The sequence below is a fragment of the Vibrio sp. T3Y01 genome, from assembly GCF_013114525.1.
Classification (GTDB): domain Bacteria; phylum Pseudomonadota; class Gammaproteobacteria; order Enterobacterales; family Vibrionaceae; genus Vibrio; species Vibrio chagasii_B.
Genome location: NZ_VTXJ01000006.1, coordinates 252850 through 275297, shown reverse-complemented (window position 1 = coordinate 275297; position 22448 = coordinate 252850). Strand labels below are relative to the sequence as shown.

19 protein-coding genes are annotated in these 22448 nt (G+C 44.1%); 9 read left to right on the top strand and 10 right to left on the bottom strand.

What is annotated here, in order from left to right; all coding sequences use genetic code 11:
* The first annotated feature begins 248 nt into the window (after positions 1–248).
* The 6 genes from F0232_RS09160 (at position 249) to F0232_RS09135 (ending at position 7651) form a co-directional block, all read left to right on the top strand.
* Positions 249–1091, top strand: coding sequence for a hypothetical protein (locus F0232_RS09160; RefSeq protein ID WP_146107448.1), 843 nt, complete (start codon positions 249–251; stop codon positions 1089–1091).
* Positions 1092–1305: 214 nt separating this feature from the next.
* Positions 1306–2262, top strand: coding sequence for a hypothetical protein (locus F0232_RS09155; protein ID WP_105058072.1), 957 nt, complete (start codon positions 1306–1308; stop codon positions 2260–2262).
* Between the two features lie 281 nt (positions 2263–2543).
* Positions 2544–2864 carry a hypothetical protein gene (locus F0232_RS09150; RefSeq protein WP_102432414.1) on the top strand — a complete coding sequence of 107 codons (321 nt, stop codon included), beginning with the start codon at positions 2544–2546 and terminating at the stop codon, positions 2862–2864.
* 170 nt (positions 2865–3034) lie between these two features.
* A complete protein-coding gene (locus F0232_RS09145) occupies positions 3035–3391 on the top strand; it encodes a MerR family transcriptional regulator (protein WP_105058073.1) in 357 nt (118 codons plus the stop codon).
* A gap of 58 nt (positions 3392–3449) precedes the next feature.
* The gene (locus F0232_RS09140; protein WP_105058074.1) at positions 3450–3851 is read left to right on the top strand and encodes a carboxymuconolactone decarboxylase family protein; all 402 of its coding nucleotides are present in this window, start codon (positions 3450–3452) and stop codon (positions 3849–3851) included.
* A 911-nt stretch (positions 3852–4762) separates the two neighbouring features.
* On the top strand, positions 4763–7651 hold the full coding sequence (locus F0232_RS09135) for an Ig-like domain-containing protein (RefSeq protein ID WP_105058075.1): 2889 nt from the start codon (positions 4763–4765) through the stop codon (positions 7649–7651).
* A 166-nt stretch (positions 7652–7817) separates the two neighbouring features.
* On the opposite strand, the gene F0232_RS09130 is transcribed toward F0232_RS09135, so the two are convergent.
* Both F0232_RS09130 and F0232_RS09125 read right to left on the bottom strand, forming a co-directional pair.
* On the bottom strand, positions 7818–8216 hold the full coding sequence (locus tag F0232_RS09130; RefSeq protein ID WP_105058076.1) for a hypothetical protein: 399 nt from the start codon (positions 8214–8216) through the stop codon (positions 7818–7820).
* Positions 8217–8474: 258 nt separating this feature from the next.
* Positions 8475–10034 carry an EAL domain-containing protein gene (locus tag F0232_RS09125; RefSeq protein ID WP_061031112.1) on the bottom strand — a complete coding sequence of 520 codons (1560 nt, stop codon included), beginning with the start codon at positions 10032–10034 and terminating at the stop codon, positions 8475–8477.
* 288 nt (positions 10035–10322) lie between these two features.
* On the opposite strand from F0232_RS09125, the gene F0232_RS09120 reads away from it, so the two are divergent.
* Together F0232_RS09120 and F0232_RS09115 are read left to right on the top strand one after the other, a co-directional pair.
* Positions 10323–10745: a lysozyme inhibitor LprI family protein gene (locus F0232_RS09120; RefSeq protein ID WP_061031111.1), complete on the top strand. Its 423-nt coding sequence runs from the start codon at positions 10323–10325 to the stop codon at positions 10743–10745.
* Between the two features lie 119 nt (positions 10746–10864).
* Positions 10865–11656 (top strand): carbon-nitrogen hydrolase family protein, encoded by a 792-nt coding sequence (locus F0232_RS09115; protein WP_105058077.1) that lies wholly within the window; start codon positions 10865–10867, stop codon positions 11654–11656.
* A 74-nt stretch (positions 11657–11730) separates the two neighbouring features.
* On the opposite strand, the gene F0232_RS09110 is transcribed toward F0232_RS09115, so the two are convergent.
* The 8 genes from F0232_RS09110 to F0232_RS09075 form a co-directional block, all read right to left on the bottom strand.
* The gene (locus F0232_RS09110; RefSeq protein WP_105058078.1) at positions 11731–14190 is read right to left on the bottom strand and encodes a CHASE3 domain-containing protein; all 2460 of its coding nucleotides are present in this window, start codon (positions 14188–14190) and stop codon (positions 11731–11733) included.
* A gap of 333 nt (positions 14191–14523) precedes the next feature.
* A complete protein-coding gene (locus F0232_RS09105) occupies positions 14524–15525 on the bottom strand; it encodes a substrate-binding domain-containing protein (protein ID WP_105058079.1) in 1002 nt (333 codons plus the stop codon).
* 108 nt (positions 15526–15633) lie between these two features.
* Positions 15634–16560 carry a ribokinase gene (gene rbsK / locus F0232_RS09100; RefSeq protein ID WP_105058080.1) on the bottom strand — a complete coding sequence of 309 codons (927 nt, stop codon included), beginning with the start codon at positions 16558–16560 and terminating at the stop codon, positions 15634–15636.
* A 223-nt stretch (positions 16561–16783) separates the two neighbouring features.
* Complete coding sequence (gene rbsB, locus F0232_RS09095) at positions 16784–17662, bottom strand: ribose ABC transporter substrate-binding protein RbsB (RefSeq protein ID WP_004739466.1); 879 nt, start codon at positions 17660–17662, stop codon at positions 16784–16786.
* A gap of 108 nt (positions 17663–17770) precedes the next feature.
* The gene (gene rbsC, locus F0232_RS09090; protein ID WP_061031105.1) at positions 17771–18763 is read right to left on the bottom strand and encodes a ribose ABC transporter permease; all 993 of its coding nucleotides are present in this window, start codon (positions 18761–18763) and stop codon (positions 17771–17773) included.
* Positions 18760–20265, bottom strand: a complete 1506-nt coding sequence (gene rbsA / locus F0232_RS09085) for a ribose ABC transporter ATP-binding protein RbsA (RefSeq protein WP_008217125.1) — start codon at positions 20263–20265, stop codon at positions 18760–18762. Before rbsA ends, rbsC begins: the two co-directional genes overlap by 4 nt.
* 86 nt (positions 20266–20351) lie before the next feature.
* Positions 20352–20771, bottom strand: coding sequence for a D-ribose pyranase (gene rbsD, locus F0232_RS09080; RefSeq protein ID WP_105058081.1), 420 nt, complete (start codon positions 20769–20771; stop codon positions 20352–20354).
* A gap of 307 nt (positions 20772–21078) precedes the next feature.
* Positions 21079–21402 carry a winged helix-turn-helix domain-containing protein gene (locus tag F0232_RS09075; RefSeq protein ID WP_105058082.1) on the bottom strand — a complete coding sequence of 108 codons (324 nt, stop codon included), beginning with the start codon at positions 21400–21402 and terminating at the stop codon, positions 21079–21081.
* A 406-nt stretch (positions 21403–21808) separates the two neighbouring features.
* Here F0232_RS09075 and F0232_RS09070 point away from each other — a divergent pair, with 406 nt between their 5' ends.
* The gene (locus F0232_RS09070; protein WP_061031101.1) at positions 21809–22444 is read left to right on the top strand and encodes a porin family protein; all 636 of its coding nucleotides are present in this window, start codon (positions 21809–21811) and stop codon (positions 22442–22444) included.
* Positions 22445–22448: the final 4 nt, after the last annotated feature.

The following is a 22448-nucleotide window of genomic DNA, read 5'->3' as shown; positions in this document are numbered from 1 at the left end:
ATCGAGGAGCCATCGTTTAATCGAACTACCAGATAGAAGAACTTTAGTTGCAGCTAAAGTCTGGGTCTCACCTTACCCGATTGGAGTGCTTATTATCCATACAATCCGTTTAAGGTTGATTCGAAATGCGTGGTATTTTCACTATGCGTTGCGTTTTGTGCTTAAGGTGGTGTGCGGGAACTTCGTTGTTGCGTTACTCACACCTAAATGCGGCGTTAGAAACAAAGTTAAGTTTTGAGGTGGTAATCTTGAAGAAAACATTTTTGCAAATGAAAAATGCTTATCAAAAAATGGACTTCAGTAAGTTGTCGCAAGAAGAAGTACAGCAGAAACTCTACACCGTGCTCGAAAGTAAGAAAATTTCGTTCAAGTTTGGTGAAATTACCCTCAATGATGATTCATACTTTGTGCGGGTTAGGACTGAAAATGATGGTCAACCATATAATCACTATGATGAGTTCTGGGCTCCTCCTGCTAATAGTACAACCCTCGGGCGCTGCAATAAAGATAAGCAGCCAAAGCTTTACACCGTTGTAGGAACCAACATCAATAGAGACCTGATATCAGTTACAGAGGAAACTAACCTTGGACCAGGCAGTTCTTTTGTGGTCATCGTATATAAGTTGAAGAGCCCTCTAACAGTACCTATTTCCTTAGACTTATTTCCTTCTATTGATACAACGCAGACAAAAACAAATTCAGTTTCCAAATTTCTAATATCAGAGTTTACGGTGAACCCAGAACACGGAATTAAGGACAGGTATAAGTCAACAGTCGCTATATCTGAATTGATGATGAACCCCGATGGTCACCGAAGCAAAGTGCCTGCTTTTTGCTATCCCTCATGTGCGTTAAATAGAGCGTTGAAAACAGAAGGAAACGGAGTGGTTAACATCGCTTGGGAGCCAGACTTCGCCATGGAACATCTGAAAATTGAAACCCTTAGAAGAGTTAGAGTAGATTGGGATACAGAGTGGAATCTGGGTAGCTCGTTAGAAGAAAGTAAAAAGTCATCCGGAGTTTATATTGGAGAACGTGGTGAAATTCTTAGTGATGGTTCAGTTGTTTGGTTCAATGTCGAAAGCAAATAGCTAACAATGGCTTAAAGGGAGTAAAACACCGGATCATTTTTTATTCTTATCAAATTTTGGTGCTTAAGGTGGTTTTACTCGTGAAGCTTGTTTTTTTAGCCCCTTAACAGGGCGTTAGGGGCCTTGTCTGAAAATTTGATAATAATCACATGGTTGCATTTGAAAGTGATGCTTTTAGGCATCATATTGAGTGTGGACTCTATGGATGCAATATATGAATAAGCCACACTTAGTTAATAAATTTCAAATGCACTACTATTTCGGCGATGACTCTCACACAATGGATGCATTGGTGCGCAATCGTTGTGAAGCCGAAGTTATTGCGATACTCACAGAGATCGCCAAAACACTTAATGAAAGTATCTTAATCGAATGCGAAGCACACAGAGAGGGTGGGCTCCGTGATATATGGCAGCTAGCTAACGCAAACGCTGGCGTTCTTTCTGTTATTGTTGGTATTGCAGCTATAGCTGTCCCTTTACTACCCAAATCAGATTCGGAATTGGAGCGCCTTCAAAAAGAAGACCTTCGTTTGAGTATCGAAGAGCGAAAATTGAGGATTCAAGCTTTAAAAACTGAGATAGCGGAAGATAAAGTCCAATCTGAAACAGTCACAAAAGTCGCCGAAGTAGTAAATGAAAACTACAAGGTTATCACTCGACGCTCTAATTTATTCAAGCATTTAAACACCTACAGTAAAGTCACTAAGTTAGGTGTAAATGGTCTCTCATCTGACGGTAGTGAGGTTAGCCCTGAAACTGAGGTGGTACGCGGTAGCTTTAAGCGCTTTATCTTAAGTTCTAACGTACTACCAGTCGAAACGATTGATGAAGCAATTATTGAGATTGTTTCTCCAGTGTTGAAGCAGGGTAACTACAAATGGAAAGGTGTTTTTGATGGTGAAACTATAAGTTTCACAATGAAAGACCAGGTGTTTAAACAAGATGTACTAGACGAAAGAATTAGTTTTCAGCATGGGTCTGCGATCAAGTGTGCTTTAAACATTCATAGCAAATTAGACGAAGTCGGCGAAATCGCTATAACAGGGTATTCGGCCGAAACTGTGTTGGATAATATTAATGGTCAGCAAATAAGCCAAACGCCTCAAGGCTTGGCTTACAGACACAAAAGAACTTTGGAAAAAGGGCAAGGAGACTTGTTCGCAAGCTGAAGTTCGCCCCCAACAAGTCTGGGTCTCACCTTACCCGATTGGAGTGCTTATTATCCATACAAACTGATCAAGAGGGGTTCGCAACACTTGGCATGTTTACCATGCGTTGCTTTTTTGTTTAAGGTGGCATGCTTTGGCTTCGGTATTGCGTTGCTCAAACCTTAATTGGACGTCAGTAACGCAATTTGCGGCTTGTGTTATAGGTTGCATAATCTGGCTAAGTATATGTTTATCATCATGTTAAAGTAACTCGTATATATCAAACTACGGGCAACCTTATTATGAAAAAAGTTCTATTAGCACTTACTTTTGCTTTGTCAGCAACATCATTCAACTCGTCGGCTGCATTTGGGCTAAGTGATTTAAAGCAAGACAAGATCTGTCATTTTGCTAACGGTGATGAAGCGAATGCCAAATGTAAAGATGGTGATGTAGCTATGTGGACACCAAACTCATTCGGTAACGAACAGCTACCAATTTTGTATATCTCACTGTTTTGTGATTTTGAAGCTCCAATTACTCATACCGTGGGTGGTGTTTCTTGTATTTTTACCACCAAGCGTAAAGCTCAATGGAGTGATTTTGGTATCACAGTTAAGTAACAAAGCGTTATAACCCGCACTTAAGAGTAGAACCCAACGGCAGCAATCTATCGTTGGGTTTTTGTGTTTCTAGAGTAGCGCTTTCTTTGATGATGATTTCTGGCTTGGAGGTTAGTATTCTTTACCCAAAACAAGGTATTCGCTTATTCGGCTATTAAGGAAATAAAACCATGAACATGAAGGCGTTTTCTAGCTTGGTGGGTTTGTCGGCTCATACGCTTAGATACTATGAAAAAATCGGTTTGCTTAAAAATGTTCAACGTAATAGCAGTGGGCACCGAGTGTATACCGCGAAAGACGTAAAGTGGCTTGAGTTTGTCATTCGCCTAAAAGAAACGGCCATGCCACTCGAAGAGATATTGGAATACGCTCGATTAAGGGAGCAGGGCAGCAGTACGGTACTTGAACGTCAAGCTCTGCTGGAACAGCACCAACAGAGTTTAAAAGCGCATATTGCGCAGCAGCAATCTCATCTTTCCGCTCTGGAAGCCAAAATTGACCTGTATAAAGATGGAAAAGTGCGTTGACTTAGAGTGAACTCTAACTTGTATGCTGCGCTTCTATTCAATACATAGGAGCAACACAATGAACACGTCACGTTTTGAAAAAGGGCTAGAACTACTTAAACAGATTGATGGTGAAGCTGGGCAAAATGTTATCGAAAGCCTGCAAGACATTAGCCCCGATTTAGCCAAATACACCATCGACTATCCTTTTGGTGATATCTATGCGCGCAAAGGCTTGGATTTGAAATCTCGCGAGATTGCTACGGTGGCAGCGTTAACTGCACTAGGCACCTGCGTCCCGCAACTCAAAGTGCATTTGAATGCGGCGCTTAATGTAGGTTGCAGTGAAGAAGAGATCAAAGAGGTGATCATTCAGATGTCTGTGTACGCTGGTTTCCCTGCTGCGCTAAATGGGATGTTCGCATTCAAAGAAGTGCTCGCTGAACGAACGGCTAAACACAACAGTGAACCTGATGCTTAACGCTCCATCACTTGGCACTTAACACTTAACATCAGTGCAAAGTGGTGTTTACATGAAGGTCATTTTAAAGGGCGCCAGTAACGGCGCCCTTTGTGTTAGTTGGCAACGCTGTAAGTGTCATAGTCGCGCAGTAAGAAGAGTGCAGTACGCTGTGAGAGGCGGGTTTCGGCTTGCCTTTTTAACCGTTGGGTAAAATAAATACAGAACAAGCATAAAAAACATAGGCGTGACGTTCGGTTTTAAAGGAAGACATTGAAGTCATAGAGAGATAATTAAATGTTTAATTGAATAATTCAGTTGTAAATAGAATTAATACTCTAAATAATGCCGTTTTATACATGACTCTTTCCCATGAATAAATTGTGACTTTAATTCAAAATAAAAATAAAACCCAACTTGGAGTTGTTACTGTTATTTTAATTTAAACGTCATATTAAAAATTGGTATTTAGATGGGAGTTAATGATCCATGAACCTTTTTTAGCGAAATAGACTTCATGGTTCGTATGAGAGTTATTCTTTCTATAGGTGCTTTTAGATGAGTGGTTTTCATTTAAGTTATTGTTATGTATTGATTTGCATGTGATTTTCTTTGTCTGTTAGTTATGCCGCCAAGACCCTTTCTTATCCAGGTTAATTTAATTATTTTTACCTTTTCTAAATTAGTTAAACCTAATTTAGTTCATTCTAAGTGGGTGGTTTAAAGGGGCCTTACATAATTGTATTTTCCGAAATTTTGGGCTTTATCTCATAATTGAATAAATTTTGACATTTATTCAATAAGTAAAAGTTTAATTCCTTGTTGGTTAATTTCTTGTGTAAATTAAGTGTACTTGCAACGGGGGGGATGAATTTCCAATTGCAGGTTTATTGCAGAAATAAAATAATTAATATAAAGCTAAGGAATCAAGTATGTATCTAAGAAAGAGCAGTGCTAAACAGATTCACTCTATTGGATATCGCGCGTTAGGGCTAACAATGCTTTGCTCTGGCTTATTGTTGAATCCAATTTCACAAGCCATGGCTAGTGAGTTCAGTACTGATGCGGTGGCTCAGTCAGAAAGTGAATACTGGAGCACCTATAAGCTAGATATCACAAACACAGGCTCAGATAGCGCAGACATGCGTGAAGCCGTGATCGAATTTTTATTGCCAGTAGCGATTAACGAGATCAACTGGGCGTCGAACCATCTTTCTTACCCATCATGGGAAATCTCTCATACGACGCAAGCTGATGGGGTATTGAACGCCGTGACGTTGACGTTCCCGGAAGGCTCTTGGGTTGATAGTGAGCTGGCCTCAGGTGAATCTGCGGCATTGACTATCTCTTTCGGTGGCGAACTGACTGATCTGAATGCGTTTGAGAATTCTGTTGTGGTTAAAGTGGATGGCGAAGTGGTTCCTCCACCAGAATTTTCACTGGATATTTTAGCGCCGGCTCAAAACTCAGTGGTTTACACAGGTACGAATGTTGACATCATTACGGGTGTCGAAGGTGAGGGTGCAAGCAAACTCGAGTTCTGGGCAAACAGTACCAAATTAGGTGAGCAAAACGTTGTAGAAGGTACAACAGAATACCAACAAGCTTGGCTTCCAAGCGAAGTTGGTGCAGCATCGATCACTGTGATGGCTTTCAATGACAGTGGCGATAAACTCACAGAAAAAGCAGTTCAAGTGACGGTAGAGTCAGAATCGACGGCGCCAAATCCACCTGTGATTGAGTTTATCTCGCCAGACGCAGGCTCTTCTCATCAAAAAGGGGACACCATCACAATTTCAGCGCATGTAACAGATGCAGACGATGACTTAGCGACGGTTAAGTTCTTCGCTAACGATTCAGAAGTGTGTTCTCTTGATGCGAAAACGACCCAAGATTTCTCTTGTGACTGGACAACGCAAACGGCAGGCTCTACTACGCTTCGTGCGGAAGCAAAAGATGACGAGCAACATGTCTCTAGTAAGAATTTAACCATCACGGTGACAGATACAAGCAACAGCTGTGGTGACATACCTCAGTACCAAGATGGTGTGGCCTATAAAGTCGGTGATGAAGTCACTAACATTGGCAATATCTACTCATGTACGGTAGCGGGTTGGTGTGGTAACCCTGTCTGGACACCAGGAACCGGTCATCCAAGTTATCCTGACGCGTGGAAAGATGCATGGGATGAAGCGGGTGAGTGTGATCCGAACCCTGTGCCAGTGGTGGACGTTCAATCACCGCAAGATGGACAGAAAATCGCACCTAACCAAGCATTCGACGTAGTTGTCGATGCATCGGATGATACTGAAGTTGCTCGCGTTGATGTTCAATTGAATGGTCAACTGGTTGCGTCATCAAACACGCCTTCACAAGGCGATACTTACACCATCACGGTGCCTGCCCAAGTTGAAGGCCAATACACATTGACGGTTGTTGCCTACGATGACCAAGGTGCGAGTGCGGAGGCGGCGCCAATTTCTTTAGCGATTACCGATAAAGACTTGGTTGTTTCTTTAGCATCTCCTGTGGATGGTTCAAGCTACTTCGAAGGTCGTGCGATTTCGATCAAAGCAGACGCAAAGAGTTACGAAGGCGATATTTCCTCGGTAAGCTTCATCGCGAATGGTAACGAGCTGTTTAAAGACACGGAAGCACCTTATGAATATGAGTGGCTAGGTGCTCAGCAGGGTACATATGCTGTCACGGCAAAAGCGGTGAATACGGCCAACCAAGAGCAAACCTCTGCAACGTCTAACATTACGGTCAAAGAAAGCACAGGCGGTGGCGGCTTAGTCGATAACCCTGATCGCTCTATCAGTTACCTAACGTCTTGGGGTTTGAATGACTACCAAGAGCTGTTCAACTCAGAAGGTGATGGCTATTTATTGTCATTTGGTAAGTGGGACGCAAGCGGTAACATCACGATCTCTGATGGCATGCTAACACCACCGAATTACAATCCGGACTGGATGCCAACACAGTACCTAGCATGGTCAACGCTCAAGCATGACAACGAAAATGCGACCATGATGGTTGCGTTTGGTGGTCAAACTTACGAGAGCATTTGGTCGGCGATCAGTACGCCTGAAAGCCGTGAATCGGTTGCGAACGGGTTAGTTGATTTGGTGCATACGCCATTCCCTGTGTACAAAAAAAACCTAAAACCTGAAGAGGTGGAAGGCGAGTGTCTTGCAACAAACTCAGACGGTAGCTGTGATTACAGCAAGTACCAATTAGCGGGTTACGTGCACATTGATGGTCTGGACTTTGACTTTGAGAAAGCGGCACGAATCTCAGACAAAGAGAACCAAGACTTAACGGCTTTGATCAAACTTATCCGTGAGAAAGTGGGTAATACGAAGGTTCTGTCTCTAACGACTTACCACGTAGGTGCGGATCCAGTTGAATGTATGGATGCGAGCGTGTTTGAAAACTGCTCTTACATTGAAGAGTCTGGCCGTTCATCTCATCACGGTGAAGTGATTGATCTGTTGAAAGCGACCAAGAACGACTTCGATTTCTTCAACGTGATGACATACGACGCGGGTCGAAACTTCTTATACGAAGTCGCGATGGCAAACTACGCTGAGTACATTGGAGACAAGTCGAAGATTGTTCTAGGTAATACGATCAACAGTCAGTGGGCACCCGGTGGTAACTTTGTTGAAACACGTCAGAACAACCTAGACCGTGCTAAATGGCAGAAAGATAACGGTTACGGTGGCTTCTTTATGTGGACGTTAGGTTCAAACAGCCAAAGTTTGAGCATGGCAGAGCAAGTGGACTACTTTAACGAGATGATTAGCGTAAGTAAGTAGTACTTACCTTATCACCTACTTGAACGACGGAAGGCGCTTATGCCTTCCGTTATTCTTTTAATCTCCATCATGGGAATGCTTTTCTCGCCTTATTCCCATACCAATCTCACATTTACTTTCACTTCAGACCTATCACATCTTGGAAAGTTTAAATGCTCACTTTGTGTTAGTTGGCAACGCTGTAAGTGTCGTAGTCGCGCAGTAAGAAGAGTGCGACACAAGCTGCAAGCATTGGCCAAGAGGCAAAGAACAGCAGGTTATTAAACGGGTCCATGTACTTAGCAAAAGAGGAGAAAGTAGAACCTGCATGAAGAACTAGAATTGCGCCGTAGGTGTACTTCTTCCACATGCCGACGACGAACGCGCCTAAAAAGCCGAGCTGCGCGACGCCTAAGGCCATCATCGCATTGGTTGATATGTCCAACCCGTAAAAGCCGGACAGCACCTTAACAGCGTGCTCTGGCACAAGAATCTTATCCAATCCCCAGAACAAGAAGACGATAAAAATGCCGACTCTCAGTAGCAGTAGGCTGGTGGCCAGTTTGGTTTGCAGTGTCTTTTCCATGATATTCCTTTTATGCACTCACGGTGCGATGACGTTAAATGTTCATCAAAGGAGACCTATGGCTGTTGTGTTTTCTTTCGCAGTTTTTCAGTGCCTTATGTAACAAGGAATGTCTGGCTAGGTTTGTGGTTCGCGCTGCGTATGGGAGATAAGAAATAGAAAGGAGTTTTCTATTCTGGGTAAATCAGGAAATCAGGAAATCAGGAAAGCGCTGGCTGTCTCTTCAGCGCTTCCCCCGCATCGGTTTACATTCATATGTTAGGTTGGCGAGATGTGATACTCATGAGTCGCAGTGATGTGCTGTTGTTGCCTGAGCAGGCTGATGGTTAGGTTGATTGGCATCGGCTTATAGAAATAGAAGCCTTGGATATAGTCGACACCTAACTTAGACAAGACTTTGACTTGCGATTCATACTCTACGCCTTCCACGATAACCTGCATGCCTAAAGTACGGGACAGTTGCAGCATGGACTCTAGCAAAGGAACACCAAAGCTGGATTCGTCTGAAATGTTCTGCACGAAGACGCGATCAATCTTTAGGATGCTGAACGGAAATTGCCTTACGAAATCTAACCCTGAGTAGCCCGTACCAAAGTCATCAATTGCGACTTTCACGCCCATGTTCGCTAGCTTGGTTAGGTTTTCTTTTATCTTTGCCATATCCGCGTCTGAGCACTCACCATCTTCGGTTACTTCAAACACCACCTGCTTTAGAATCTCAGGGTTTCTTTTGAAAATCCCTGATACTTTGTGGGCGAAGTTACTGTTAGACACGACGTTTCGGCTGATGTTGACGCTGATGTATTTGTCTTCGAAAAGGTCTTGATTGTGTTTGATGGTTTTCAATACTTCGCGTAGCACAAAGTACGTCAGCTCTTCTATCAAACCTAGCTTCTCTGCGAGCGGTATGAAAATAGCGGGTGAGACGTTGCCTTCAATCGGGTGGTTCCACCTTAACAGTGACTCACAGCCCACGATTTGGGTGGTTTTCTGGTCAACAATTGGCTGCATGTGAACTTGCAGGTGTTTGTTTTTCAGAGCGCTAGAGAGGGAATATTCTAAACTGCGTTGGCTCTGTTTCTTATGTTTAGCGGACAACAGGACAATGGTGGTGATTCCCGCCATAAGAAACCCAAACCAAGAAAAGCTCATTAAGAAGTTGATGTAGTACTGATGCCCGATGTAGGAGGTGATAGCCAGAGGGTATGTCTCTGATTGTATGCGAACCTTCGAAAAGTACACTTCGGGTTCGGTTGGGTGAATATCTCTTTTTATCACTTCTACTTTTGAGTTGATTCCATGGCTACTCAGGTTTGACTCTACAAGATCGTAGATAAAGTGTGGCGGTATCATCAGGCTTACTCCCGCCTGCTGTTTGTCCGAGAAAATCAGCATGATGGACTGCACCTTGGTAATTGCAGCGTTGGAGTACGATAAGGTGGTTAAGTTTGGATCGTCATTGAGCCTTTCTCGGATGCTGCTATAAAGGCGAAATGACACCTCGCCATCGGTGGTAGAGCAGTAAAAGCGGTTATGTTTATTGAATACAGCGGCTTCTTTCACCCAATCGGCATTGAATACATTCTGGCGAAGCTCTGTCACGATGGCATCACAAGATAGAGCGGGTGTGATACCTGCGAGAAAGCTGCCAAACCTGGCTTGGATCTCTTGAAGTCTGGTTTCAACTAATTGTGAAGATTCTTCGGTTAACGCATGATAATGAGACGGTGTAAAAGGAATGAGCAATGCCATCGACAAAACGAAAGAGATGGCAAAGTAGAATGTGGTCTTGGCAAAATGTTGGTACTTGATATCCATAATTGGAGAAGCGTTACCGATTGGATGAGCATTCGATTTAATTTATAAATTTAACGATTAGGTAGCAAGGAAAATAATAAATATTGTGAATGCACGCATGGATTATTGATAAAGATAATGTTTTTTTAGTTTCACCAGTAACATATTGATGTTAATCCGGTTTTCTTTGTGGATTTTACGTGTTTTTGCAGTAGTAATACGAATTAAAAATATTTATAACCCTATAAAGGCTAGAGTTATATACGATTGCAATATTGAAGAAAACTAACCGAATGATTAGGGATTGGTATGAAAAAAGCGATAGCACTGCTCTTACTGACTTACTTCTCTGGTTTGGCACATGCTGGCGAAGACGCGGTTGATTGCGACAATGCGATGAACACGCTAGAGATAAACCACTGTGCCGCGCTTGAGCTTGAATCTGCACAGGTAGAGCTTGAGAAATACTTAGCAGCCAGCTTTGAACACAATGCAGATGATACTGAGTTGGTGGGGGGCATTAAGGTCGCTCAGGAGAGTTGGCAAGCCTATATGACAGCGCATTGTGATTCTGTGTATACCCAATGGCGCGATGGTTCAATTCGTGGACTGATGGCGCTTTCTTGTAAGACTAAGTTAACCAAGCAACGCACGCACGAAGTGTGGGAGAATTTCTTAACTTATATGGACAGTACGCCGCCTGTGTTGCCAGAACCTAAGTTGATGGAATAGACAGGCGAAAATGAGCTTGAGAGTGTGCGCTTGCTTCAATGGTTTGGCTTGAAGTAAGAAAGCGAAGGGTGATTCTCTTACTCTGCATCTGATTTGTGTGACCCAGTAAGGATTCGATTTTGAATAATGTCAGTATCACCCTTGTTCAGCTTGAAGTTGAATACAAAAACAAACAGCAAAACCTCGCTCTGGTTTCGGAGCTTTTAGATGCGCAAGCCTCCGTCGGTGACATTACCCTGCTACCAGAATTGTTCTCTACGGGTTACATCTTTAACCAAGCGTCAGAAGTGCATGAGTTAAGCGAAAACTTCGCCAATAGTGAGACCATTGATTCTTTGTCGAAACTGGCAGAAAAGCATGAAACCTTGATTGTTGCTGGCATTGCAGAGGAAGACCAAGGCGAATATTACAACAGCGTAGCCGTGATTGATGGAACTGGGCTGCGTCATAAGTACCGCAAAGTGAGTCAAACCAAATTCGATAAGCAGTATTTCTCACGGGGCTCTGAGCTTTTAACTTTCGAATATAAAGGGCTAACGTTTGGCGTGGCGATCTGTTTCGATATTTGGTTCCCTGAGATCATGAGAGCGTATCACTCTGTTGATGTTGTTCTTCACCCTGCCAATTTTGGTGGTCACCACAGTTTTGCCATCGGACAGGCGAGGGCGCTAGAAGAAGGTTGCCACATCGTAACGTGTAACCGTGTTGGGCAAGATGTGGTTGATGCCTTTACTGCAACCTATTGTGGTGGAAGCCGAGTCTATTCACCAAAGGGAGACTTGGTGCTTCAATGTTCGGACAAACAGTCGGTTGAAACGGTGACCATTCAAGATTTGTTTTTGGCTCCTCAGTACAATGGCGTAGAACTGTTGGATGAAATGCAGCAAATCACCTCCGTATTAAGCCGTTAGAATCACGCACCGTAATATGGAATTTAAGAGGGCAAGGTATTTCACCTTGCCCTTTGTCTTGAAGTAATCTGCTCTTACGTTTCTTTATCTATTTTCTTCAAACGCTCGACCGAATTAGCGGCTTTCATTCGCTGAGCTTGATGAATATTTACCATCAGGCGGTTAAGCAGTTTCTGGAGCAGCTCTATATCAGGTAGCTGCTGGTTTTTGGCCTGTACTTCTAACTCTAATGCTTGTTTTGAAAGTGTATTAAGCCCTAAGTTGAGTGACATACCTTTAATAGAATGCAAGGTACAGCGCAGTTGTTCTAGTTCTTTCGCTAAGTAGTACTCAATAACTCGGTCAATGGATTGCTCAAACTCAATGATGGTTGAGTTGATAAGCATGCTAAACCCTTCCGCGTCATCTTTAAGCATGATTAATATTTCTGAATGGCTTATCTCTTCTTCGGTTAATCGTAATGTATCAATCGGTTGGCGGTGCAACTCTATGACGTTTTCATCGTTATCAGCGTTTTCTTTGGTGGATTGTTTAGGTAATCGATTTGAGAATTGCTGTAGGGCATCGAAGAAGCTCTCTTGTTGCAGAGGCTTAGTCAGTATGTGGTCGACTCCGGCATTAATGAAGCTGTCGTGAGCTTCACGGAATACATCGGCGGTGTAAGCGAAGATCAGGGTGTTGAGCTTTAACTTATCGCGAATATATTGCGTTGTTTCGACCCCATTCATCTCGGGCATGTGGTTGTCCATCAGGATAAGATCGTATTGTGAGTGTTGGAGGCGTTCGATTGCTCGCCTTCCGTTTTCTGCGAGCTCGACTTTATGCCCTAGGTTTTCGCAAAAACCTTGCGCGACGATTGCGTTGATACGGTTGTCTTCGACTAGCAGAATGTTGAGAGATTCGTGTGCCAGGTTTTCAGTGTCGTTTGTATTAACCGAGCATTCACTGACTTTGCTTTCTTGCCATGAGACTGGCAACGTTACTTGGAATTTAGTTCCCAGCCCAACCGCACTGGTTAAGGTGATTTCACCTTTCATGAGGTTAACGAGGTTTTTTACTATGGCAAGACCAAGTCCAGTACCACCAAACTGCCTTGTGGTTGATGTATCGGCTTGTTCAAATGAATTAAAGACTTGTTCATGTTTGTCTTTAGGGATACCGACCCCTGTGTCAGTGACGCTAATGATGAGTTGGTTATTCGGTCGATTGAGCTCTGCTTGAATCGATACGTGTCCTTCTTTAGTAAATTTGGTCGCATTACCACCCAAGTTAAATAGAATTTGACGTAACCTTGCACAGTCTCCGATAAGTTGAATATTGGTCGGTATGTTATTTTCGAGCAGCAGGCGGATGCCTTTCTCATCGGCCAAAGGTTTGAGCGCGCTACAAACTGGCTGTATCACTTGGGCAAAATGGAAAGGGGCAACGTCTAGTTCAAGCTTGTTTTCTTCGACTTTTGAGAAATCGAGAACGTCATTGAGTATGGTCATTAGGTGGTGCCCAGAATCGAGAATGATATTGATGTTCTCTTTGGTTTCTGGCTCTTTAGTTTGGGCCGCTATGATCTGAGAGATGCCAAGTACGCCATTCATCGGTGTTCTGATCTCGTGGCTCATAGTAGAGAGAAACTCGCTTTTGGCTTTTACTGCCGCTTCAGCTTTAGTTCGTTCTGCAATGAGCTCTTGGTTTTTTGATCGCATTTCCTTGTCATTTTTTACTAGATTTGTCGCCATTGCTTTGAAGCTGTACGTGAGGTGGGCGATTTCGTCTTGGGTGTCAGCTTTTGAGTTAAGCTTGAGCGTTGCAGCCCCTTCTAGTAAATGACCTTCTGCTACTTTATTCGCTGCAGCAAGCAGTATGTCTATCCCTTGTTTAATCCTATTTGATGACCAAGCAGCGACAATCAGGGAAATGAATACGGAAAGGAGCGTCCCGACCAATAGAACGTAACTGGTTTGTTGGGCAGAATGGTCAGATTTTGTCACTCGAATACTGATTAGCTGCTGTTCTACCTCAATGAACTCAGCTATCTCCAAGCGAATTTGGTCCATCAGCTGCTTACCGGTTTTTTGCTGAGTGATATCGACAACACTCTGCATGTCTGCTTGGCCTCTATTAACCAACTCGCGTTGCCATACCTCTTTTTCTCCCGATTCCATTAGCCATTTATTGTGGGTGGTATCAATGGTGTCCAGAAGTTTGACTTGGTCAGGATTATCGCTCACTTGCTCGCTAAGAATCTGAATCTTTTGAGGCCAAACGTCCAGTGCTAGGTAATAAGGCTCTAAGAATACAGGGTCGCCAGTGATCAGGTAGCCACGCTGACCGGTTTCCATGTCTACTGATAGATTGAGTAGCTCTTGAGCGCGAGCAATGGCTTTGTGGGTGTGAACCACCCAGTGGTTGTCCTCAACCATTGACTGAGTATTTTTATGAACAGAAAAAGAAACGATAACGATTAGAGCAATAGGGACACAAAAGCTGACGAATAGCTTTTTTTGAAGGGAAATATTGTCGAACCAACCCAAAATCATAAAACAACGCTCTCCATGTCGATGTCATTTTATTGATATTGTAGAAGATAATCTGTCACTTAGTGTTCAAGTGCATATATTGATGTGGAAATACCTCTATTTAATTACATAAATACATGTTTTGAGATCGAGAGCGGTGCATTCTTCGTGCTAGAAGGGCGGGTGGGCAAGGTTTGATGGGCAACCATTATTAATGGCTGACGAGCCGACAGCTAAGCTAAAACTTAAAACTTAAAACTTAAAACTTAACGCTAAAGGCTAAAAGCTAAAAGCTAAAGCAAAAAAGCCAACTGGATAAGCTGGCTCTTTGTTCTGGAGTAGGGGAGCTGTGGATTAAATCGCTTTCACGCTGCTTCGTTCCACGAGGGTTGGCTCTAACTCAACGACCTGTGGGTAGGCGTCTGGTGTTTGTAAGCGACTCAACAGTGTATCAACCGCTGCTTTACCTAAGCGGTGCTTTGGCTGGTGGACCGTGCTTAAAGCCGGTGTCATGTATTTAGACAAGTGGATGTCATCGTAGCCAATGATTGAGAGATCATTCGGTATTGATGTGCCATCTTGCGCTGCTGCGTGAATCACGCCCATTGCCATCATGTCGTTACTTACAAACAGTGCACTCGGCATTTTGCCACGAGATTTTAGCGTTTGGTACGAATCAAAACCGCCATCACACTCGAAGTTCGATTCGACAATCCAATCAGCGTTGATTTCTAATCCCGCTTCTTCCATTGCTTGTTTGAAGCCTTGGTAACGCGATGATGCCTGGTTACGATGCAGCGGACCTGTGATACAGCCAATTTGAGAGTGGCCGTTATCAATCAGGTGCTTGGTCGCCATGTAGCCACCTTGATGCGAGTTATCTTGAATCTTGTCGCTCGCAAACAGCATTGGGCCCCAATCCATCACCACCACAGGCAGTTCTGGGTAACGTTCGAACACGTCGATATGTTCGCCTTCAAGGGTAGAGCACATCAGCATTAAGCCATCGACACGTTTTTGTAGCAGTGTATCGATCGACGATTTCATACGTTCGCTATCGCCTTCGGTGTTACACAAGATAAGGTTGTAGCCTTTTTCATAACAACGACGTTCAACGCCTTTTACTACTTCGCCAAAGAATGGGTTGGTAGAGGTTGTCACTAGCATGCCAAGCGTTTTGGTTTGCTTCATCTTCAAACTGCGAGCTAATGCAGAAGGCGCATAGTTAAGCTCTCTCGCGGCATTGTTGACACGCTCAGCTATCTCTTCACTGACAAAACGTGACTTGTTAATCACATGGCTTACCGTAGAGGTAGATACCTTAGCGAGCTTAGCGATGTCTTTCATTGTTGCCATAAAAAATCCTTGTGGGAATAACCTTCCACGTTGGGCGATATTCTGCCTGAAAACAGAGGCTTATGTTTAGTTATTTGTTGTTACATAACTTAATTAAGCTTCAACCTATTAGGCAGACAGTTGCTCTGCTAAAAACGCATCGGTTTCGGCACGGCTTGGAATTGAGGTTTGAGCGCCAAAGCGAGTCACTGAAATTGCCGCCGCAGCATGAGCAAACTTAATCGCGCGCTCCATTGGCATGTCTTCAAGTAAGCCTGTCACTAATGCACCGTTGAACGTATCACCCGCCGCGGTGGTGTCTGTCGCTTCAACTCGGAAGCCAGCGATTAACTCACCCTCACCGTTTTTACTTACCCACACGCCTTTAGCGCCAAGGGTGATCATTACCGTCTCGATGCCTTTCGCATGAAGAGCCAAAGCCGCCTGATGAGCAGATGCGCTGTCGGTTACGGTCACGCCTGCTAGCACTTCAGCTTCGGTTTCGTTTGGCGTAATCACGTCTACACACGCTAATAACGTATCTGATAATGGGCGAGCAGGGGCAGGGTTTAGAATCACGCGAGTGCCGCTCTCTTTAGCGGCTTTCGCTGCGTATTCAATGCCTTCAATTGGGGTTTCCAATTGAGTTAGAAGGAATTTCGCGCCGCGGATCTTCTCTAGGTGTGGTTCGATTTGCTCGCAAGTCAGCTTGTTGTTTGCTTCTGGAGAAAGACAAATGCTGTTTTCGCCCGTTGCGGACACTTGGATCATCGCGATGCCCGTAGGCGTGTTCTCTGCCACGATGACACCATCGATATTGATTCCATCGTTAGCGAAATCTTGACGAATATTGATACCAAACGGGTCGTCACCGACACAGGCGATGAAGCCGATATCCGCATTTAATCGTGCTGCGGCTACCGCTTGGTTTGCGCCTTTACCGCCAGGGATGACCTGATAGTTACCGCCAATCAAGGTTTCACCCGGACGAGGGAACGAAGGAACTTGCAGTACGTGGTCAGCGTTAACGCTACCTAAAACAATCAGTTGAGTCATGATACGAGCCTTATGATATATCGTATTTGAAAATGCATGGGTCTTTCTCATTGCTAACTCTTTAAGTCGCGAGAGAGTCATCAAGTCGCGATAGAGGAATGAGAAACAGCGATGCACTGTCGGTTTTCGCTTTTTGCTTTGAGCCAGTGAGTAAATACGCTATTGAGTAAAGAAAGCAGGGAGATAGGGGACTCCCTGCTTTGTATTACTCGTTTAGCATCGATTATTTAGCGATGATTTTTAGAGGTACTGGTACGTACTCGTCTACTTTTTCGCCTTTAAGCACTTTGTCTGCCATCTCGATACCTAGAGAACCGATTAGGTCTGGTTGTTGTGCAACGGTTGCGCCAAGTAGGCCACGGTTAACAGCAGCGATGCCGTCGTCTGTGCCGTCGAAGCCAACGATCATTACGTCTTTACCAGATGCTTGAACTGCGCGTAGTGCACCTAGAGCCATTTCATCGTTCTGAGCGAATACTGCTTCAACATCTGGGTTAGCTGCAAGTAGGTTTTCCATTACGTTCAGACCTTTAGTACGGTCGAAGTCAGCAGGTTGGCTTGCAAGAAGCTCAAGGCCGCTGCCGTTTACTGCGTTCATGAAGCCTTCACCACGTTCACGAGCTGCAGAAGTACCAGCGATACCTTCAAGTTGGATTACTTTCGCTTTTTCGCCCACTTTTTCCATGATGAAGTGACCCGCCATTTCACCACCGATTACGTTATCAGAAGCGATGTGGCTTACAACGTCACCACGGCTTGCGCCACGGTCAAGTGTTAGTACTGGGATGTTAGAGCGGTTAGCCATGCGAATCGCGTTAGACACTGCGTCTGAATCTGTTGGGTTGATCAGGATTGCCTTAACACCACGAATGGTTAGATCTTCAATGTTCGACAGCTCTTTGCTTGGGTCGTTTTGAGAATCAAGAACGATAAGCTTGTAGCCTAGCTCTTCAGCTTTCGCTTCTGCGCCATCTTTCATGGTTACAAAGAATGGGTTGTTCAATGTAGACAGAACGATTGCCATTGTATCTTGCGCCTGTGCAGACACAGATACCGTTGTAGAAAGCAGAGCAGCAGAAATAAGAGTCGCTAATTTTTTCATGGTGTAAGTCCTTTGTGTAGGGTGAGCTAGGAGATGAGTCCTAGCTCGTTGTTATATTATTGATTTATTAGGGTGTTGCGTTGACTCAAACTAGAGCCGTTCAAAGTGTTACTTGTTTTTGTTGTCGACTAGTACTGCCAGAAGAATAACCACTGCTTTTGCAATCATCTGGTAGTAAGAAGAAACGTCTAATAGGTTTAGGGCGTTGTTCAGGAAGCCAATAATCAGTGCACCAATCAATGTACCCATGATGCGACCACGACCGCCAGCTAAGCTTGTACCGCCAAGAACCACGGCTGCGATAGCGTCTAGCTCATAGCCCATACCAGCGGTTGGTTGAGCCGATGACAAACGAGAAGCCACAATGATGCCCGCTACTGCTGCTAACAGACCACAGATTGCGTAAACGCCGATTTTTACTTTGTCTACGTCGATGCCTGATAGGCGAGTTGCTGATTCGTTGCCGCCAAGTGCGTAAACGTAACGGCCAAAGCGTGTGTGATTAAGTAGGTACCAAACGGATGCGAATACTACGACCATGATCCAAACTGGAACCGGTACACCCATCGCGTAGCCAGTACCGAACCAAGCGAATGCGTCTGCTGTGTCCGTAAAGCCTGTTGAGATAGGGCGACCGTCGGTGTAAACCATGGTTACACCACGAAGTAGTGTCATGGTTACTAGCGTTGCGATGAAGGCTTGAACCTTACCCTTAGCGATAATCACACCACTAATAGCACCTAATGCTGCACCAGCTACTAGAGCGGTTGGTACTGCGATCATCACAGGGATTTCCATGCCAATCATGCTGGCTGCGAATGCACCACAAAGCGCCAGTACAGAACCAACACTCAAGTCGATACCTGCGGTTAGGATAACCAGCGTCATACCTACAGCAATGATTGCGTTAACCGAGGTTTGGCGCAGAATGTTTAGGATGTTGTCGACAGTAAAAAAGTTCGGGTTTAAGAAAGAAACGACAACAATCAGAAAGATCAAAGCAATCAATGACTTTTGATCAATCAGCCACTCTTTGCTGATTAACGACTTTTTCTTCGGCGCTTCAGTTTCAGTTGTTTTGCTCATGGTTTTAGTACTCATGCTGCGTCCTCGTTGATCTTTTTACCGACCGCACACGCCAGTAATAATTCTTGGTTTGCTTCTTTAGCGTCAAATTCACCGCTGATGCGGCCTTCATGCATCACCATGATGCGGTCACTCATTCCTAGTACTTCTGGCATTTCAGAGGACACCAAAATGATGCTCATACCGTCGGCTTTAAACTTATTAATGAGTTGGTAAATCTCTTTTTTCGCACCGACATCGACACCACGGGTTGGCTCGTCGAGAATCAATACTTTTGGTTTGGTCATCAGGCCTTTAGCGATAGCGACTTTCTGCTGGTTACCACCAGAAAGGTTGCCAATGATTTGCTCGCGAGTAGGGGTCTTGATGTTGAATAGCTTGATGAAGTCATCCACTGCGATCACTTCGTCTTTGTGTTGGATTTGACCACTTTTAGTCAGTAGATCCAGTGAACAAAGAGACATGTTCTCTTTCACTGAAAGGCCAAGCACTAAGCCGTCACCTTTACGGTCTTCTGAGATGTAAGCAATGCCATTAGCAAGGCCATCTTTAGGACTCACAGGGTTGATGGTTTTATTTTCTAAATTGATAACGCCGCGCTCACTTGGAAGGGCACCGTAAATCACTTTCATCAATTCCGTACGACCAGCACCCATTAGCCCTGATACACCTAGGATTTCACCGCGCTTTAGGGTAAAGCTAACGTCATGAACACCAGAGCCAGTAAGGCCAATCACTTCTAAGCAAGTCTCACCATGGCTTGGAGCGATGCGAGGGTATTGTTCGTCGAGCTTACGACCAACCATCATTTCGATTAAGCCGTCTTCGTCAGTATCTTTTACTTCACATTGACCAATGAACTTGCCGTCACGAAGTACGGTGATGTCGTCACAGATCTCGAAGATCTCTTTCAAGCGGTGAGAGATGTAAACAATGCCGCAGCCTTCATCACGTAGCTCGTTGATTACTTTGAACAGAGATTCGGTTTCAGTATCGGTTAGGGCATCTGTTGGTTCATCCATGATGATGACCTTAGATTCAAACGATAGGGCTTTCGCAATCTCTACCATTTGTTGTTCGCCTAGGCTCAGTTCGCCAAGTGGTGTTTTTGAGCTGTGTTTTACGTTCAGGCGTTTCAGTAGCTTGTCGGCTTCTTGGTACATCTCGTTCCACAAGATTCGACCCATGGTGCCGGTGATTTCACGACCTAAGAAGATGTTCTCGGCGATGGTCAGCTCTGGGATCAGGTTCAGTTCTTGGTGAATGATACTGATACCAGCTTGTTGAGAGTCACGAGGCCCTTTGAATGCAGCTGGCTTACCTTGGTAGGCGATAGTGCCACCATCCAAGTGATAAATACCTGTCAGCACTTTCATGAGGGTTGATTTGCCTGCACCGTTTTCGCCCATTAACGCCATTACGCGTCCTGGGTAAACGTTGAGGCTTGCCTTGTCTAATGCTTTCACACCAGGGAAGGCTTTCTCAATTGAGCTAAGTTCTAAAATGGCTTGAGTCATGTCGGTTCCTTTACTCGGGGCCAGTTGTATTTGGTTATTCTGTCTTTCAGCTATCACAGCTGGGCTGTCGTTATGTTTCGCTTGAGCTAAAACGTTACGCCAGCTTGGAAAATGACATTCGCGTAAGGTGTGCATTCACCAGTACGAATCACAGCGCGGCTTTCATGAGTGCGCTGTTTAAATTCTTCATGAGTGATGTAAGTAATCGCAATTTCTTTACCACAACGCGCTTCTTCTGTTTTGATTTGATCAATCAGCGCTGCATGATGTTCTGGGCTTACTTTTGCAAATTCTTCTGCGATAACCACACCTTCAATTTGAGACTCATCAAGCATGGTTTTGACGGTTTGAGCAAAGCTTGGCACACCGTGAGTTAAAGCAAGGTCGATACGAGATACATGATCTGGAATCGGCAGCCCTGCATCACAAATCGTAATTTCGTCTGTGTGGCCAAGAGTCGCCACTAAGTAGGAGAGTTCAGAGTTTATTAGAGTACTTTTTTTCATATCACGACCTATCGAAAAAACACGTTTGATGGGATGAGAAACAACTCAAGAAAAGCCATCGAAACGTTTCGATAGTGATAATAGTGTGTGATTTGTCATTTGCACCTTTGACCTTCTGAGAGTGTGATAATGATCATCGAAACGTTTCGATGAGGCGTTTTTTGGTGATCTCAATCACCGTGATTGATTGCATAAATTCGAGGGAAGTAGGGGGCTAGGTTCGTTTTTGTGGAGCCTGAACGTTGGCAAAGCTAGGAACAGGTTTACTCGATGTGTGGCTTTATCGTTGGCTCGAATAGGGCAAAGCCTAAACGAGTTCACCTTCTTTTATTGATAGAGCGTAACCAAACTTAGTGACTGTGAGAATTTGAATATGAGGTGTTCTTAAACGAGCGAATACGTTACGCAGGTTATAAATAACGTTAGCTAGGGCGTGAGGTGATGAGAGTTCTCCGTCCCAACACACATCAATAATATGTTCCTTAGTTATCGGCGTTCCTACGTTCTCTACTAATAGACAGAGCACAGACAATAACTGAGGGCGTAATGCAATACGGTTACCTTGCTGATTGGCAATCGTTCGAGAGTTGGTATCAATGAGTAGGCCGCTGAAGTCTATGGTGTGGTTCATCGTATTTATGTTCATTTGTTCTGAATAGTAAAGATTGGTTTATGGCTTTTGGTGCATCGAAAGCGAGCAATTAAAGCGCGCGGATTATGCAAAATCAGACCTCTCTTGAAAGTAAGCGCACGTAAGCCACACGAGAAAAAATATAAAAAACCGTTGGTTTGAAAATGGATGTGAGAATTTTTACTAAAAGTGAAGGTGGTTTATTTCTTTGTTATTCAGTTGGTTATTTATTTTTACTGATTGTGTTGTTCGAAGTTACTAAGTGATTATATTTTTATTTATTTTTTTGTTTTCTGTGAGCGTAATCTGCTCGCCAATTCGACGGGGTGTCGGATAACTCTAAAAAGATTGTACGGTTTGGGAACACTCAGCAATCTTGATTTGAAATAAGTAAGGTCGAGCAGTAATGAATAACAAACTAATTTTAGGCGTGGCATTGATGTCAGCTTTAGCGACAAACAATGTAATGGCGGCAGAGAGTGGTTTCTACCTGGGTGGTGCAATTGGTACCGTTGATTTTGAAGATGATGACTTAGTTTCATCAAAGACAGAACCTGTGACTTTTGAAGCCGAAGACAACTCTTACCGTCTAATTGCAGGTTACAAGTTTAACCGCATTGTATCGCTTGAGGTTCAATACACAGACTATGGCGACCTAGTTGCAAAAAACCACGTTGATAAAACAGAAGGGTTTACATGGACTCCGCAAACAGTATCGGTAGCTGCAAACCTAGGATACACATTCGATAACGGCATGCGTCCGTTCGGTATTATCGGTTTATCTTCGATCGACCTAGATATGAAAAATGCAGACGGTTCTCGCCCTTCTGGTTCTAACTTCGACGATACTGGCACTGGTGTACGTTTCGGTGTTGGTGTGGAGTATACCCCGCCTAAGTTATCAGCATTAAGCCTACGTCTTGGTTATGAAGCGGATGCATTCACTCTCGAGACTTACGAAGGTAGTTTTTGGAATCGCAGAAAAGTAGAAAAAGACATTGTACTAGAGTCGTTCTACCTAGGCGCAACATACAACTTTTAAGTTT